Source organism: Streptomyces sp. NPDC006265 (genome assembly GCF_040613555.1).
Taxonomy (GTDB): domain Bacteria; phylum Actinomycetota; class Actinomycetes; order Streptomycetales; family Streptomycetaceae; genus Streptomyces.
Genome location: NZ_JBEXSH010000112.1, coordinates 1 through 15225 on the forward strand (window position 1 = coordinate 1; position 15225 = coordinate 15225).

Sequence of the window (15225 nt, forward strand, 5' to 3'; positions counted from 1 at the left end):
AATTTGTGGTTTTTTTGTGATTGGTTTTTTATGTTGTAAATTTACGATTGGGTGACCAGACCACCCTGGCTTAGAGATGACCGCTTGACTTCCCCAGGTCAGGGTTCTTCTCCCGGCCATTGCTACCCGCCAATCCCGTCGAGTGAGATCCATGATCAAGCGATGACCGGCAGGACGCCGGCCGTGACGGCAGCACAGGCGGACAGCTACTTCACTGTGAACTGAAGCGGCCGCGGGGCACCCGTGGCAGGTTGCGGCGCAGTGAAGACGACGCTGGCGAAGGCCAGGCTGGCCGTTTCCTTGGGCGGGAGTGCGCCCAGCGGTTCTCCCTGGCAGGCAGGGCTCGGCAGCGCGGCGTTGCTGCTGGTGTTGTTGGTGACCGTGCCGTTCGCCGTCGCAAGGGTGCGCCGTCGGCGAGGATGCCGCCAACGGCGTGAACCCTCGCAAGGGCTGGGCTGCGGGCTTGGCTCACGTGGCCCAGCCCCGCAGGTCAAGAAGACCGCGCCGCCCAAGCTGGCCAAGAAGCCAAAGGTCAGCAAGACACCGAGGGCCACGGCCACCCGGACCACCGCACCGCAAGCCTCCCGCAGCAGTAGACAGCCCACGGCCACCCCCAAGCCGGCCTACGTCTCGCCCAAGGAGTATGTGAGGTCCATCCTCAGCGCAGCTCAATTCGCCTGTGCTGACGCCGTCTTCACTGCGGAAAGCCGCTGGAATCCTTACGCCACGAACCCCGCTTCCGGGGCCTACGGAATTGCACAGGCGCTTCCCCCCTCGAAGTACGCCTCGGCAGGCGCCGACTGGCGGACCAACGGCGTCACCCAAGTCCGCTGGGGCCTCTCCTACATGGATTCCCGCTACGGCAGCCCATGCGGCGCCTGGGACTTTTGGCAATCCAACCACTGGTACTGAGCAAGGAACACCACACCATATGGCCGAGAACATCCGCCTCTTGCTGTGCAAGGACTGCGGTTCCATGGAGGAGCTGCCCGACTACGAGGGCGACCCCCGCCAGGACTTCCTCCTCGACACCCTGGTCAAGAGGCACCGCAACCCAGACGGCAGCGCACACATCGCCCACCCGATGCTGAAGGTCGAGAAGCGGCACTGGGACAGCCCCAGCACCCGCGAGGAGATCATCAAGCGCATCCGCGAGCAGACCGGTCACACCGGCCTGGACCCGGCCTTCTACACCGCCAAGGCCACCTTCCAGGAAGACGCCATGACGTGCTGGCAGCAGCACAACCGGTCCCTCACCTGCTCCGACTGGTGCACCGACAAGAAGCGGCTGACCCCGGACACCGCAGCCGAACGCAAGGCGGCCGGCCTGCCCAAGTACCGCAGCTCCAAGGACATCTACCTCTGCCACTTCTGCCCGGTCGCCAACGCCGTGCGCCGGGCCGCCTACGACAAGACCGCCTAATCCACTACCAGGAGCACCACAATGACCATTGACCTGTCCACCCTCGCCGACACCGCCGCCGACACCGTCGAGGAGCTGACCGACGACCAGCGCGAGAGGCTCCGCAAGATGGGGGAGGAGGCGGGAATCACCGAGGAGACGGGCACGCGAGCCGAGACCGCATTCCTCGTCGTCATCACCCCCGACGGCCAGGTCCTCGCCGAGCCCAACATCAACACCAAGATTCGCGCCAAGCGGCCGGCCAACCTCGACGACTTCCAGCGCGCCGGCCACGTCCTGGTCGACGACGCCATCGCGATCAAGACCGCCAGCATCACCGGCCAGCAGATGATGCAGATGACGTCGGCCCTGGTCGAGCAGCAGCGAACCCAGGCCCTGGTCAGCAGCCTCAACCTGTGACCTTGCGGTAAGCTCGGACACGAGTTGAGCCTTCTTCCTCGGAGGAATGCTCTCTCCTCTCAAGGGAAGGCCCCCCGGAGACCACCAATCTCCACACAAAGGGGGGCCTTCGCCTTTTCCTGGGGGCGGAACCCAGCCCCTTTGAATTCTCGGTATCGCCGGTAAAGTGCGGGATATGGAGACGAACACTTTCTACAGTCGTCTCGGGGAAAACGCTCAGCCCATCAGGGAGGCCGCCATCGGCGCCTCAGGCTATTTCTCAAGCCCGGCTGACCACCTTGACCCGAACCTTTTCAACGGCGACCGCCTCATCCCCGACGTCCGTTCATGGCTCCTCGGCACCCTCTACAAGTTCTGGGACACCCGCTACAACGCCCCAGGTCAGTGGAGTGACGTGTGGCTCGCCGGCTCCGGCATCAGCTACCAGTGGGCCGCCGACCGCGGAAACGGGGACCTCGACGTACTCATCGGTGTCGACTTCTCTTCCTTCGGCTGGTACAACCCCGAATACGCGGGAATGACCAGCCAGGAAATCGCCGACCTGTTCGACGAGGAACTCAAGGCAGAACTCTGGCCCGACACCGCGACCACGCGAATAGGCGACCGCGTCTTCGAGGTCACCTACTACGTCAACCCCAACAGCCGCGACATCCGCAACATCCACCCGTACGCGGCCTACTCCCTCACCAAGGACGAATGGACCGTCCGCCCGCCCGAACTGCCGGCCAACCCCCGTGATCTCTACCCGCAGGAGTACAAGGACGCCGCCGCCCGCGACACCGACGAGGCCCACCGCCTCGTCACCGCCTACAACGCCCTCGCCGAGGAAATGCGCCTCTCGCCCCGCGGCAGCGGCCACTGGGTCACCGCCGGCTCCCAACTCAGCACCGTCGTCGCCCAGGCCGCCCAACTCTTCGACGACATCCACCTGGGCCGCCGCGCCGCATTCGGCCCCTGCGGCTCCGGCTACAGCGACTTCGCCAACTACCGCTGGCAGGCCGGCAAGGAGTCCGGGGCCGTCGAGATGCTCCGCTCCATCAAGGACGTCCAAGTCGCCACCCGCCAGCAGATAGAGACCGACGCCTGGGGCAACCCCATCAGCGACGCCCAGGTCGCCCTCCGCAACGCAGCCCTATGGCGGACGCGGTGAACGTCGTCATCTCCATCGACGGTGTCCTCAAGCGCTCCAACGGCGACGCCGTCATTCCCGCCGGGCAGCTCCTCTACCACGGCCTTGCCGAGACCCACGTCGTGCACCTAGTCGACGAACCCGACACCTTCAACTCCTCCCGGCCGCTCGCGGAGAACTGGCTCAAGCGCAACGGCTTCACCAAGCACATCCGCGTGATCAAACCCCGCACCAGCGACCGCTATGGCCTCATCGGCGGACTGAAATCACTGCGCCCGGACCTGCACGTCGACCTAGTCGTCGTCGGCGACCCCGCCGTCGCCTCGGATCTACTCGCCGCCGGCTACACCACTGTCCTGTTCACACACCCGCGCTACAGCCGCCCGCAGTGGAAGCCCGACTGGAACGGCGAGCCCCGTCCCTGGAACGACCTCGTCGCCGAAATCGAGGCACAGGACGAGCACTACACCCAGGACGCCAGGCGCACAGCCGGCCCCCTGTAGGAGACACCCCTGTGAAGCTCTACCTGGCCGGTACCGAGATCCCGGCCTACCGCAGCCTGCTCGCCCAGGAGGGCCACACCACCGTAGCCCTGTCCTATTGGGGCCTGCGCAGGCGCACCAAGTTCACCAAGCCCTACGCCCTCGACGAGAAGTTCGGGGACGAGGCGGAAATCCTCGTCGACTCCGGCTGCCACTCCATCAACAGCAAGCCGAACAACGACATCTCCGACGCCGAGCTGAAGGACATCGCCGAGCACTACTACGACGCCTTCATCGCCCCCAACCAGGAACGCCTGACGTACTACGTTGAGTTCGACGCCCAACAGCTCGGCGACGAGTGGATCGCCCAGCAGCGCGAGCGCCTCGACCGGGACAAGGCCATCGTCGTCTGGCGCCCCGAGACCGGCCGAGGCGCCCTGGAGCAGCTCTGCCACGACTGGCCCCACGTCGGCATCACCCAGGCCGGCGTCGACCGCCAGGACATCGCGCACCTGCTGCCCCATCTCGCCAAGACCACCGACACCAAGCTCTTCGGACTCGGCATGACCAAGACGGCGGCCCTGGAGCACGGCCTCTGGTACGGCGCCACTTCCACCTCGTGGATCTCCCCGAGCCAGTTCGGCGACACCATCGTCTGGGCTGGCAAGGAGTTGCACCGCTACCCGCGCCGATACAAGGACATGTCTCGCGCCCGGCACAAGCACGCCATCGCCGACGCCGGCTTCGACGCCGATGCCGTCATCGCCGACGACGCCACCGAGGTCCTGCGGCTCTCCATCTGGTCCTGGAGGCGATTCAGCGACCACATCAACGGCACAGGAGTAACTGCCCCCGCGAGAACGCCCACAGGCGAAAACACGGATCCGACCCCCGAAGCAGTTGATCGACTGCCCGAGAAGACGCGGCACGCAGGAGTAACTCCAGCCACCGCCACGCCCCGCGAGAAGCAGCCGTTCCCCGGCCTCGCGCTGGTCCAGGAAACCGCCGAGGACGGTACCGTCGGCCGGCCCGTCCTCAAGACCGTCGACCCCGGCGTCCGCACCTGCGACCGCTGCTACCTCTCCAGCAGTTGCCCCGCCGTGAAGCCCGGATCGACCTGCGCCTTCAGCCTCCCAGTCGAGATCCGCACCAAGGACCAGCGAGCCGACGTCGCCGCCGCCCTGCTGGAAATGCAGGCCGGCCGCGTCTTCAGCCTGCGATTTGCCGAGGAACTGGAGGGCGGCATCACCAACCCCGTGCTCTCCGGCGAACTCGACCGCTTCAACAAAATGCTCAAGACGGTCGAGGACATGGAGGAGAACTCCTTCTCCGTGAAGATCACCGCGACTCAGAAGGGCGCTGCCGAGACCGGCCTCATCAGCCGGCTGTTCGGCCGCGACGAGGGCGAGCAGGCCCGCTCCCTCCCCGAGCCCGTGACCGTCGAACGGGCCGCCATCGAGACGGGGTTCGTTGACGCCGAGGTCATCGAGGACAAGGCCGCATGAACAACACGAGTAACTGGACAGACATGGATGACACCAGCAACCACGGTCGTACGACCGAGCGCCCCTGCCCGCGCTGCAAGGGGCGCTGGCCCGACATGGACGCGTGCATCATCTGCGAAGGCGACGGCACCGTCGAGATCGGCTAGGGCTCCATCTGCCAGAAGCCGAAGCAGATCACGACCCCGAGAGACGCGGCGGTGCCGAACGTCCAACTGGCCCAGTCCACGGGATCACGCCCGTATGCGTCCCCGATCAGTCCGGCGAACGCCGCCAGGACTATGCATCCGAGGATCAGAATGATGATGGTGAGAATCTTCTCTCGACGGCTCGACCTCTGGTTCACGGCCGCTCCTGCCCCTTCTTGATAGAGCGGGGGTCGGCCGAGAAGTCCCCGAAGGGCAGCAGTCTCAACCGAGCCACCCGTCTTACACGGATCACTTCGGTTGAGGTTGCTAGCCAATGGGCGAGGACCTCTGGGTCTTGCAGTGGCGCCTTCCACTTCCTGGGGGCCCTGGGGCCTCGCCAGTGGCGTACGTACGGGAACCGCCAACTCCCGTACCACCGGCCCTTCGGGCATCCATCGCTACCCGAACTGACCATGTAGGCGCGTCTCCTTTTACGGTGTCGCGCTGTGACAACCATCGTACAGGGAGCAGCCGAGGTCCCCCGCCGCCACGGTCGGGGCTTCTGGCCGCACGGTTGACCGAGCGGAGCTTGTGGAATAAGTTGTGGCACAAGTTGAGCAACAAGTTGGGTCGCCCGCCCAACCCTTGGCCGGCATGCCCAGCCGGCGGCTCCGCCCCACAGCCGCACGATCAAGGAGCATCCGATCAACGAGCAGCTTGCGGACGTCGTCCCCCTCAAGCCGCGGCAGACGCCGGCCCAGGTCACCTTCCGCTACACCAACGAGAAGATGCCCGACGACCGATTCAACCGCCTCCTCGCCATCCTCTTCACCCAGCACGACGAGGACGAGCAGGAAAAGCGTGCGGCCTGACGACCAGGCAAAACGCCCCGAACATAGGGCGGTTGGCCTCATATACTGCGACTGATCACAAAGATGCCCTGGCGGCGAACGGGCCACGTACACCGCCAGGGCTCGATCAGTCTGCGAGGAGACCAATCTTGACCACCACGGTACCGGTTTCTCTGAAGCCGCCGTCCATACCCCGCACCTTCGACTCGGCAGCAAGGGCCACACTCAAGGTCAAGCGCGTCGGCATCTACCTGCGCGTATCCACCAAGGATCAGATCCTCGGCTACGGCCTCGACGTCCAGCTCGCGGGCATCCAGGACTTCCTCAACAAGAAGAAGATCCTCGACCCCGAGACCATCTGGGAAGTCGTGGACGTCTACGAGGACGCAGGCGAGTCCGGTGCCAAGCAGTCCCGACCCGAAATCATGCGCCTCGAACGAGACGTCCGCGACAAGAAGATCGATGTCGTCGCCGTCCACAAGTTCGACCGAGTCGGACGCACCGGCCGAGCCTTCTGGTACTGGGTCTGGGCCCTCGAAGACTCCGGCGTCTCCATCATCTCCGTCACCCAGGAGATCGACACCACCACCACCCACGGCACCGTCGCCCTCCAGAACCTCGCTTCCTTCTCCGAGATGGAGTGGCGCACCATTCTGGAGCGCACGCAGAACGGCCTCAACATGAAGGCCGCTGCCGGCGGGTGGACTGGCGGCCCGCCCCCTTACGGCTACTGCATCGAGAACAAGGGAAGCCGTGACTCCAAGCTCGCCGTATGTCCCGAGGAAGCCGCCGTCCTCGAACTGGCCGCCAAGCTCATCGTCGAGGGCGGCTATAACGTCGACCGCGCCGCCCACATGCTCAACCTCACCGGCAGGTACACCCGCAGCGGCGCCGACTGGACCGGACACAACCTCCGCCACAAGTTCTACAACACCGCTCTCGACGGCTTCGTTGTCTTCCGCAACACCGACGAGGTCGTCAACAAGCGACGCCGCCGCAAGACCGTCATCGGCGACGACGGCAAGCCGAAGCACGGCCCCACCATCGTCATCGACACTCCGCTCGCGCTGCCCCTGGAACGCCTCTACTCCGTCCGCGCGGCCCTGAAGCGAAACGGCTGGCGCCTGGAAGGCCCGTACAAGCACCATCCGCTCAGCACCCGAATCATCGGCGTCTGCGGAGCGCACTACACCGGAGTCTGGGTGAAAGCCGAGGACCGCCGTACCTACCGGTGCTCTGGAGGGGCCGGCTGCGGAGACAGTGTCATTGATGCCGTCGCCATGGAGAAGGTCGTCTGGGACAGTCTCGCCGAGTTCTTTGGCAACAAGGACAAGCTCCGGGAACTGGCGAAGACGTGGCAGGGAGAAGCCCCCGACTACACCCACGTCTACGAGGATCGAATCGCTGAGCTGGACAAGGAAATCGCAGCACTCGACGCGCTGAGCACCAACCAGCTCCTTGGCTTCGCCAAGGCAGGCGTGGACCCCGAGCAGGTCGCTAAGGCCATGGCCACCTTGAAGTCCGACCAGGACAAGAAGGTCAATCTCCGGTCCGATGCAAAGCAAATGCTCGAAGACGCCAAGAAGACGGCGGAACGTGTCAAGGAACTGGAGCAGTTGGTCGAGATCGCGACCTTCAATCTGAAGGGACTTCAGGACCGCCACAAGGCTGAAGTCATGGACCTGGCCGACATCAAGGTGAAGCTGCTGGGACCGGTTCCCCTGGAAGGCCGGTTCGGTCCGGGCGCCGATATCGAGAAGTGGTTCGACGAGCGCGGCGTCTTGCCCGTGGAAATGACGGACGAACTCTGGGAAGAAGTCCGCCCGCGGATCACTTTCCGCGCCACGAAGAACAGCCACGACCTACGGCTGCTTGTCGAGGGGCTGTTGCACAAGGCTCGTACCGGCTGCCCGTGGGATGAGATGCCGGCGCACTTCCCTCCGAAGGAGGCCCTGCGCGCCCGCTGGAGGGCCTGGAAGGACGGAGCCTGGCAGGACATCGTTGAGCCGCTGCTGGTGCCTTCTCCGCCGCGTAAGCCGCCGCTGCCGCCGTTCGAGGTGATGGGGAACATCGACCCCAGGCTCTATAAGTTCTCGGAGTTGGGCAGAAGCCAGGTCGCTGAGGTCCCTGAACTGACCCCTGGATGAACCTGCCGTGCGCCACCTGGCCGGCCAAGCAGCAGACGCCGGTGAACGTCAAGGCCGGCAAGGGCCTGCCCGGTGTGCTCATCGTCCAGTCCGAGCGGGACGCGGCCACCCCGTACGAGGGCGCCGTGGAGCTGCACCAGCGGTTCAAGGGCTCCCGCCTGATCACGGAGAAGGGCGCGGGCTCCCACGGCGTCACCGGCCTGGTCAACCCGTGCATCAACCCCCGGGTGGACAGCTATCTGCTCACCGGCAAGCTGGACGGCGCGGACGTGACCTGCGCGCCGCACGCCACACCGAAGCCGTAGTCGTAGCCGTTTCCGTACGGTGGTGAGGGGCGGCCGGGACACCGGCCGCCCCTTCCTCATGCCGGCCGGGCCCCGAACCAGGCGTCTTCCGCCGCATAGTCGAAGAGGTCCGGGTAGGCGCGGGCGAGGGTGGGGAACGCCTCTCGCCAGTCCTGCTCGAACAGTCGGCTGATGAGCCACTCGATCGTCTCCGGCAGGCTCTCCGGGTAGGACACGACCGGCCGGTACCCCAGCTCCCGCTCCGCGGCCGACATGTCGCACACCACCGGCAGCTCCGCCGACCAGGGGGAACTGCCCACGGACGTCTGCGCCGGCCCGTCCAGCGGGACGGTCTCCGTCTCCACCCCCATGACCGCGTCCACGGCGGCCCCGATCTCCCACACGGTCGGCGGCAGCGGATCGCAGGCGTTGAGCACCCGCGAGCCCGGCCGGGCCGCAGCCAGCCGGATCAGTTCGGCGATGTTGCGCGCCGCCGAGGTGTGGAAGAGGCTCTCGCCCCGGAAGGCGAGCACCCGCCTGCGCCGGCCGTCGAGGTTGCGTTTCACGAAGTACAGCTCGCGGGGGAGCGGACTGTACGGCCCGTGGACCGCGGCCGGGCGCAGCACGGTGGTGGGCAACCGGTCGCCCGCCGCGCAAAGTTCACGCTCCAGGGTCACCTTGCGGGTGCTGTACGTGGAACCCCCCGGCGGGACCGTCGCCTGGTCCTCCGCGATCGGTACGGGATAGTGCGGGAGCCCGTCCGGCTCGCCCATGGTGTCGAAGCCGCGGCCCTTGCCGTCCTCGTACACCGACACGGACGACACCACCACGGCCGCGCCGATCCGGTCGGCCAGGCACGTCAACTGCCGTGCGTGCCGGGCCTCGTAGGCGACCATGTCGACCACGAGGTCGCAGCCGTCGCCGATCAGCGCGCCGAGCGCCGCGTCGTCCTCGCGGTCCAGCCGCCGTGTCCGCACCTCCTCGGGCCAGCTCTCGTGCCGGCCGCCGCCGCGCGAGGCGGCCGTCACCTCCCAGCCGTCCCGCGCCAGCGCCTCCACCGCCGGCTTCCCGATCTGTCCGCCCGCCCCGATCACCACAGCACGTCTCATGCCGCGACCGTAGATCGCCGGAGGCCGGCCGGGGAACCTGCCTCTGCCGACAGCAGAGCTCAACTGAGGGGCATGCGCCGGAACTTCCGCTCCTTGGCGGCGGCCTCCTCGGCCTTCGCCACGGCCGCGTACCGGTCGACGTACTCCTGCTCCGACAGCGAGAGGATGGCGTACATGATCTCATCGGTGATGGCGCGCAGGATGGCCTTCTCGTTCTCCATGCCCTCGTAGCGGGAGAAGTCCAGGGGCTTGCCGAAGCGGATCACGACGGGATGGATGTGGGGGATGACCTTGCCGGGCGGCTGGGCCTCGAACGTGCCGATCATCGCGCAGGGGATCACCGGGACGCCCGCCTTGAGGGCCATCACCGCCACGCCGACCTTGCCCTTGTAGAGCCGCCCGTCGTGCGAGCGGGTGCCCTCGGGGTAGATGCCGAGCAACTCGTCCTTGCTCAGCACGCCGAGGCCCTCGCGGATCGCGGCCTGGCCCGCGTCCTTGCCGGAGCGGTCGACCGGGATCTGCCCCGCGCTGCGGAAGAAGAAGGCCGTCAGGTGGCCCTTGAGGCCCGGGCCCGTGAAGTACTCGGCCTTCGCGAGGAAGGTGATGCGCCGTTTGAGGATCGCGGGCATCAGGAAGTGGTCCGAGAACGACAGGTGGTTCCCGGCGACGATGGCGGCGCCCTCCGAGGGGACGTGCTCCAGACCCTCGATCCGAGGCCGGAAGACCAGTCTCAGCAGCGGGCCCAGCAGTACGTATTTCAGCAGGTAGTAGAACAAAGCGGGCGCTCCTCGACTCCCGCGGCGGACTCAACCGCCGCGTTCCAGCAGGTCAACCGGCATGTCGTGGGGTGCCAGTGTAGGTGCAGGCGCGGTCACCGGGCACCTCGTGCGGGCGGACCGCACAGATCCTTCGCCAATTGACTGATGGTCAGTCAGGTGTGGGTGTCCGGTGGTGCTCATGCGACTGGGGAGGGCCGCGAGACCAGCGTGCTGCGCCACCAGGGTGACGGGCAAGCCGAACGGGTGGCCTGGCGCGATAGCGGGGGTGCGTGGCGGGCCGGTGGTCCTTGCGGGCGGACGGCCGCTGTGGGCCGGTGGCCCGGCCGCTTCAGCGAGTAGCCTGCCAGGCATGCGGATCTCTGTTTCCTCGGACATGGACGAACCCGTCGCCCGCTCCCTCGTGGCCGCCCTGCGCGAGCGGGGGCACGAGGTGCACCCGCACGGCGCGCTGCGCCCGGACGGCGACCCGCAGTGGGCGGTGTGCTCCGAGGCCGCGGCCCGCGAGGTCGCGGACGGCACCGCCGACCAGGCGGTGGTGTGCTGCTGGACCGGCACGGGCGCCTCGATCGCCGCGAACAAGGTGCCCGGCGTGCGGGCCGCCCTGTGCGCGGACGCCTACACGGCCGACGGGGCGCGCCGCTGGAACGACGCCAACGTGCTCGCGCTCAGCCTGCGGCTGACCTCGGAGCCGCTGCTGGCGGAGATCCTCGACGCGTGGTTCGCCGGCGAGCCCAGCGCGGACGCCGAGGACCGGCAGAACGTGGACCGCGTCCGGCTGCTCGACCACGGCAAGACCCGCATGTAGTCACAGGCGCACGATGATCAGTGCGGTGTCGTCGGTCGCGCCGCCGGGCGGCAGCAACTCCGACAGCACGGTGTCGGCGAGGGTCTCGGGGTCCTGGGCCCGATGGTCGCGCAGGGCGTCGGCGAGCCGCTCCAGCCCCTTGTCGATGTCCTCGTGGCGCCGCTCGATCAGGCCGTCGGTGTAGAGCACGAGCGTGGCGCCCTGCGTGAACGTGGTCTCGGCCTGGGGTCTCGGGATCGGGTCCGGGCGGGCGTCGAGTGGCGTGTCCGTGGCCTGGTCGAGAAACTCCGTGCGCCCGTCGGTGTGGACGAGCACGGGCGGGGGGTGGCCGGCGCTGCTGTAGGTGATGACCTGGCTGCCGCAGTCGATGAAGGTGGTCACGGCGGTCGTCGACTCGGCCCCGTCGATCACGTGGGCGTAGCGCCCCAGCACGTCCAGGGCCTGGGCCGGCCCCGCGGCGACCCGGGAGGCCGCGCTGAGCGCACTGCGCAGCTGGCCCATCACCCCGGCCGCCGCCAGCCCGTGCCCGACCACGTCGCCCACGGCCACGCCGATCCGGTCGCCGCCCACCAGGTCGACCAGGTCGTACCAGTCCCCGCACACGTTGAGCGCCCCGACGGCGGGCCGGTACCGGACGGCGGCCGGGTGGTTGCCGGCCTGCCGGGGCGCGGGCAGCATCGCCTCCTGCAAGGCCAGCGCCACCTCCCGCTCCCGGGAGTGCGCCTGGCGCAGCCGCTCGTTGAGCTCCTGCAGCTCACGGGCGCGGGTGTACAGCTCGGCCTCCAGCACCTGGGCCCGGCTGCCCCGGTTTCCCGGAGAGTCGCCCCGGGCCCGGATCAGCTCCGTGACCTCCTCCACCCGGTGCAGGATCAGCACGACCTTGCCGTCCGAGCCGAGCAACGGCGCGTTCACCGGGCTCCAGTAGCGCTTCTGCCACTCGCCGGGCCGCTCCGGGTCCTCGACGTCGTAGCGCTGCAGGGCCATGGTGTCGCGCTCCCCGGTGGCCAGGACGCGGTACAGCGAGGCCTCCAGATTGCGCATGCCCGTCGCGGCCGGGTCGTTCGGATTGTCCGGGAAGACGTCGAACAGGTACTTGCCGATGAGCTGCTCGCGCGAGCGGCCCGAGGCGCTGACGAACTCCTCGTTGACGTCCGCGTACACGAGCTCGGGTGTCAGGAGCGCCACCATGCCGGGCAGGGCCTTGAACACCGCACCGTAGTCGATCGCCGTCTCCGCCATGGCCGCCGCCTCACCGCCGCCGGGGTCACACCAGTTTCGCACGGTATGGGCGAACCTCGACCGACTTCATTCCGGGAGGTCCGTCAAAGCCTGCTCGGCCCAGATGATCTTCCCCTCGGGGACGAACCGCGTGCCCCACCGCTGCGTGAGCTGGGAGACCAGCAGCAGCCCGCGCCCGCCCTCGTCCGTCGTCCGGGGATGGCGCAGATGGGGCGCGGTGGCGCCGCCGTCGAGAACCTCGCAGACCAGGGCACGCTCCCGGATCAACCGGAGCCGGATGGACCCGGTGGCGTACCGGATGGCGTTGGTGACCAGCTCGCTCACCACCAGCTCCGTGGTGAAGGCCAGCTCCTCCAGGCCCCAGTGCGCCAGCTGCCGGGTGGCCGTGCGGCGGGCGTCGGCGACCACGGCCGGGTCCGAGGGCAGCTCCCAGGCCGCGACCTGCCCGGTGCCGAGACGTTTCGTCCGGGCCATCAGCAGGGCCACGTCGTCGTACGGGCGGTCCGGCACCAGCGCGTCGACCACGGACCGGCAGTGCGACTCGAGCGGGCCCGCCCGCTCCAGCGCCCGCCGCAGCCGCTCCCGGCCCGCGTCGACGGCCCAGGTCTCGCCGCGGGCCAGCAGCCCGTCGGTGTGCAGCGCGAGCGTGCTGCCCTCCGCCAGGGGCAGCTCGACCGCCTCGAACGGCGGGCCGCCCACGCCCAGCGGCGGTCCCTGTGGCAGATCGACGAACACGACCGAGCGGTCGGGCAGCACCACGGCCGGGGCGGGATGCCCCGCCGCGGCCATCGAGCACCCGCCGCCGACCGGGTCATAGACGACGTACAGGCACCCCGAGCCCACGCACTGCGTGCCCGCGGAGCCCACCGTCCCGGGCTCGGCACCCTCCTCCCGCGCCGACCGAGCCACCAGGTCGTCGAGATGCGCCAGCACCTCCTCGGGCGGCAGATCCAGAGCCGCCAGGGTCCGTACGGCGGTCCGCAGCTGCCCCATGGCCGCGGCGGCGTCGATGCCGTGCCCGGGCACCTCGCCCACGACCAGCGCGACACGCGCCCCGGACAACGGGATGAGGTCGTACCAGTCGCCGCCGAGACCGGTCAGCTCGTCGGCCGGCCGGTAGCACGCGGCCACGTCGACGGCGTCCTGCTCGGGCAGCCGGTGGGGGAGCAGACTGCGCTGCAGGACGAGCGCGGCGTCCCGCTCTCGGGTGTAGCGGCGGGCGTTGTCCACGCAGACGGCCGCGCGGGCGACGATATCCTCCGCCAGCCGCAGGTCCTCCTCGTCGAAGTACTCCCGGTCCTGGCGCCGGTAGAACGTCGTGATGCCCAGGGTGGTGCCGCGCGAACGGATCGGCACGGTCATCACACTGTGCAGACCCAGCTCCCGGAACGTGGCCCGGCGGCCGCTCGGGGTGTCCGTGGTCCAGTCCCGGGTCAGCGGGTCGAGCCGCTCCGCGCGCCAGGACCGCCCCGTGGCCAGACAGTGGAAGGGCGGTGTTCCGGCCCGGAAAGCCACCACCTCGCCGATCTCGATGACGGCGTCCGCGAGGTCCTGCACGGACCGGTACCCGGCGCGGCGCAGCTCCACCGGCTCCTCCGAGTCCGCGAGCGGGCCGGGGGCCGGCTCGGCGCCCCGCAACACCGACTCCAGCAGGTCCACGGTGGCGAAGTCGGCCAGCCCCGGCACGGCCAGGTCCGCGAGCTCCTGCGCGGTGCGCGTGAGGTCCAGGCTGCGGCCGATGCTCTCGCCGGCCCGGTCGAGCAGCGCCAGCCGCTGCCGCGCACGGTGCCTGTCGGTCATGTCCACGACCGTGTAGTACACGCCGATCGGATGGCCCCGGTCGTCCTCGAGCCGGGTGAACGACAGCATGTGCGCCGTCTCGCGCAACGGGGCCGAGCGCACGTGACCCACGTGCTCGTAGCCGACCACCGCCTCGCCGGTCTCCAGCACGTGCCGCATCTGGGCCTCGACCGCCTGGGCGTCCATGCCCGGCTGGACGTCCGCGAAGCGCAGCCCGAGCCGTCGGGCCGCCGGGCCGCCGCCGAACTGCTCCAGGGCGGCGTTCGACCACACGAAGCGCAGGTCCGTGTCCACGATCGCGATACCGACCGGGGCGCCCACCGCCATCTGCTCCAGGACCGTGCGGCTCATGTCCCAGCCGGGGGCGTCGGCCAGCTCCGACAGGAGCATCAGCCAGCGCGAGCCGCCGTGCGCCTCCTCTGCCGAGGTGATCCGGGCCGCGACCTTCACCGGCTGTCCGTCCCGGCGGCGGGCCGTCAGCAGGCCACTCCAGCCGCCGTCCCTGCGGCACCGCTCGAACAGGTCCGGCACGCGCTCGGCGTCCTCGGCGGCCAGTAGATCGGTCAGCTTCCTGCCGACCGCCTCGGAGGCCGGGTACGCCAACAGGCGCCGCGCACCGCTGGTCCAGCCCGTCACCACGCCCTGTGAATCGAGCAACAGGGGCGCCGCGTCGGCCACGTCGAACCGCTGCCGGGCTACGCCGTACACCTCGTCTGCGCCCACGGTCGACCTCTCTGTCGCTGAGAGTGGTCTACCACCTCTTGCCCCAATCTTCACCCTTCTGGCGCCGAGGGGCGGCTTGTGCAGGGCCGGTCGGGGCGAGGGGAAGCACTTGAGGAACCCGTTCCGTTTCCGAGCCAGAAGTTGAGGGGGGAGACTCGGCGGGCCCGGGGTGCTTCCCTGGTCCAGGCCCCCCCCGAAGGGGCACGCGGACAGGGGCGGCCGGCCCGTGTGGAGCCCCCCCAGCCCCTGCCCCGTGACCCGGCCGCGCTCTTAGGGGTCCTTTCACTATGCCCGTCCGGGTCACGTGGTCTGGCACCGCACCTCGCCGCGTTGCCGAAAAGCCCTGGTAGCTCCGCTACAAGGGCTTCCCGGCGCCTTGCGCCCTGTTCGTCCTCGCCCTCGTGGAGGGGCCGGGCCGGGGCTGG

14 protein-coding genes and 1 pseudogene are annotated in these 15225 nt (G+C 68.8%); 10 read left to right on the forward strand and 5 right to left on the reverse strand.

What is annotated here, in order from left to right; all coding sequences use genetic code 11:
* The first annotated feature begins 261 nt into the window (after positions 1-261).
* The 7 genes from ABZ281_RS12390 (at position 262) to ABZ281_RS12420 (ending at position 5084) form a co-directional block, all read left to right on the forward strand.
* Positions 262-912 carry a transglycosylase SLT domain-containing protein gene (locus ABZ281_RS12390; protein WP_356654715.1) on the forward strand — a complete coding sequence of 217 codons (651 nt, stop codon included), beginning with the start codon at positions 262-264 and terminating at the stop codon, positions 910-912.
* Between the two features lie 19 nt (positions 913-931).
* Complete coding sequence (locus tag ABZ281_RS12395) at positions 932-1423, forward strand: hypothetical protein (RefSeq protein WP_356654717.1); 492 nt, start codon at positions 932-934, stop codon at positions 1421-1423.
* A gap of 21 nt (positions 1424-1444) precedes the next feature.
* On the forward strand, positions 1445-1822 hold the full coding sequence (locus ABZ281_RS12400) for a hypothetical protein (RefSeq protein ID WP_356654719.1): 378 nt from the start codon (positions 1445-1447) through the stop codon (positions 1820-1822).
* A 175-nt stretch (positions 1823-1997) separates the two neighbouring features.
* On the forward strand, positions 1998-2972 hold the full coding sequence (locus ABZ281_RS12405) for a hypothetical protein (protein ID WP_356654721.1): 975 nt from the start codon (positions 1998-2000) through the stop codon (positions 2970-2972).
* Complete coding sequence (locus ABZ281_RS12410; protein WP_356654723.1) at positions 2957-3454, forward strand: hypothetical protein; 498 nt, start codon at positions 2957-2959, stop codon at positions 3452-3454. Before ABZ281_RS12405 ends, ABZ281_RS12410 begins: the two co-directional genes overlap by 16 nt.
* 11 nt (positions 3455-3465) lie before the next feature.
* Positions 3466-4938, forward strand: a complete 1473-nt coding sequence (locus tag ABZ281_RS12415) for a hypothetical protein (RefSeq protein ID WP_356654725.1) — start codon at positions 3466-3468, stop codon at positions 4936-4938.
* Positions 4935-5084 carry a hypothetical protein gene (locus ABZ281_RS12420; RefSeq protein ID WP_356654727.1) on the forward strand — a complete coding sequence of 50 codons (150 nt, stop codon included), beginning with the start codon at positions 4935-4937 and terminating at the stop codon, positions 5082-5084. The genes ABZ281_RS12415 and ABZ281_RS12420 overlap by 4 nt, the downstream gene beginning before the upstream one ends.
* Here the strand turns inward: ABZ281_RS12420 and ABZ281_RS12425 are convergent.
* Positions 5081-5281 carry a hypothetical protein gene (locus ABZ281_RS12425; RefSeq protein ID WP_356654729.1) on the reverse strand — a complete coding sequence of 67 codons (201 nt, stop codon included), beginning with the start codon at positions 5279-5281 and terminating at the stop codon, positions 5081-5083. The two genes, ABZ281_RS12420 and ABZ281_RS12425, sit on opposite strands and share 4 nt — an antisense overlap.
* A 116-nt stretch (positions 5282-5397) precedes the next feature.
* Here ABZ281_RS12425 and ABZ281_RS12430 point away from each other — a divergent pair, with 116 nt between their 5' ends.
* Positions 5398-8061: a recombinase family protein gene (locus ABZ281_RS12430; protein WP_356654731.1), complete on the forward strand. Its 2664-nt coding sequence runs from the start codon at positions 5398-5400 to the stop codon at positions 8059-8061.
* Positions 8055-8366, forward strand: a pseudogene (locus ABZ281_RS12435) (alpha/beta hydrolase); the annotation flags it as partial. The gene ABZ281_RS12430 and the pseudogene ABZ281_RS12435, both read left to right, overlap by 7 nt.
* A gap of 56 nt (positions 8367-8422) precedes the next feature.
* Here ABZ281_RS12435 and ABZ281_RS12440 read toward each other — a convergent pair.
* Positions 8423-9454, reverse strand: coding sequence for an NAD-dependent epimerase/dehydratase family protein (locus ABZ281_RS12440; protein WP_356654733.1), 1032 nt, complete (start codon positions 9452-9454; stop codon positions 8423-8425).
* A 59-nt stretch (positions 9455-9513) separates the two neighbouring features.
* Positions 9514-10230 (reverse strand): lysophospholipid acyltransferase family protein, encoded by a 717-nt coding sequence (locus ABZ281_RS12445; RefSeq protein WP_356654735.1) that lies wholly within the window; start codon positions 10228-10230, stop codon positions 9514-9516.
* A gap of 352 nt (positions 10231-10582) precedes the next feature.
* On the opposite strand from ABZ281_RS12445, the gene ABZ281_RS12450 reads away from it, so the two are divergent.
* A complete protein-coding gene (locus tag ABZ281_RS12450; RefSeq protein ID WP_356654737.1) occupies positions 10583-11038 on the forward strand; it encodes an RpiB/LacA/LacB family sugar-phosphate isomerase in 456 nt (151 codons plus the stop codon).
* Here the strand turns inward: ABZ281_RS12450 and ABZ281_RS12455 are convergent, their stop codons facing one another.
* Both ABZ281_RS12455 and ABZ281_RS12460 read right to left on the reverse strand, forming a co-directional pair.
* Positions 11039-12277, reverse strand: a complete 1239-nt coding sequence (locus tag ABZ281_RS12455) for a SpoIIE family protein phosphatase (protein WP_356654741.1) — start codon at positions 12275-12277, stop codon at positions 11039-11041.
* A 66-nt stretch (positions 12278-12343) separates the two neighbouring features.
* Complete coding sequence (locus ABZ281_RS12460; RefSeq protein WP_356654739.1) at positions 12344-14800, reverse strand: SpoIIE family protein phosphatase; 2457 nt, start codon at positions 14798-14800, stop codon at positions 12344-12346.
* Positions 14801-15225: the final 425 nt, after the last annotated feature.

Excerpts from the sequence above, each read along its gene's own strand:
- ABZ281_RS12395 (WP_356654717.1), top strand. The coding sequence starts at position 932 with ATGGCCGAGAACATCCGCCTCTTGCTGTGCAAGGACTGCGGTTCCATG.
- ABZ281_RS12400 (WP_356654719.1), top strand. The coding sequence starts at position 1,445 with ATGACCATTGACCTGTCCACCCTCGCCGACACCGCCGCCGACACCGTC.
- ABZ281_RS12405 (WP_356654721.1), top strand. The coding sequence starts at position 1,998 with ATGGAGACGAACACTTTCTACAGTCGTCTCGGGGAAAACGCTCAGCCC.
- ABZ281_RS12410 (WP_356654723.1), top strand. The coding sequence starts at position 2,957 with ATGGCGGACGCGGTGAACGTCGTCATCTCCATCGACGGTGTCCTCAAG.
- ABZ281_RS12420 (WP_356654727.1), top strand. The coding sequence starts at position 4,935 with ATGAACAACACGAGTAACTGGACAGACATGGATGACACCAGCAACCAC.
- ABZ281_RS12430 (WP_356654731.1), top strand. The coding sequence starts at position 5,398 with ATGGGCGAGGACCTCTGGGTCTTGCAGTGGCGCCTTCCACTTCCTGGG.
- ABZ281_RS12440 (WP_356654733.1), bottom strand. The coding sequence starts at position 9,454 with ATGAGACGTGCTGTGGTGATCGGGGCGGGCGGACAGATCGGGAAGCCG.
- ABZ281_RS12450 (WP_356654737.1), top strand. The coding sequence starts at position 10,583 with ATGCGGATCTCTGTTTCCTCGGACATGGACGAACCCGTCGCCCGCTCC.
- ABZ281_RS12455 (WP_356654741.1), bottom strand. The coding sequence starts at position 12,277 with ATGGCGGAGACGGCGATCGACTACGGTGCGGTGTTCAAGGCCCTGCCC.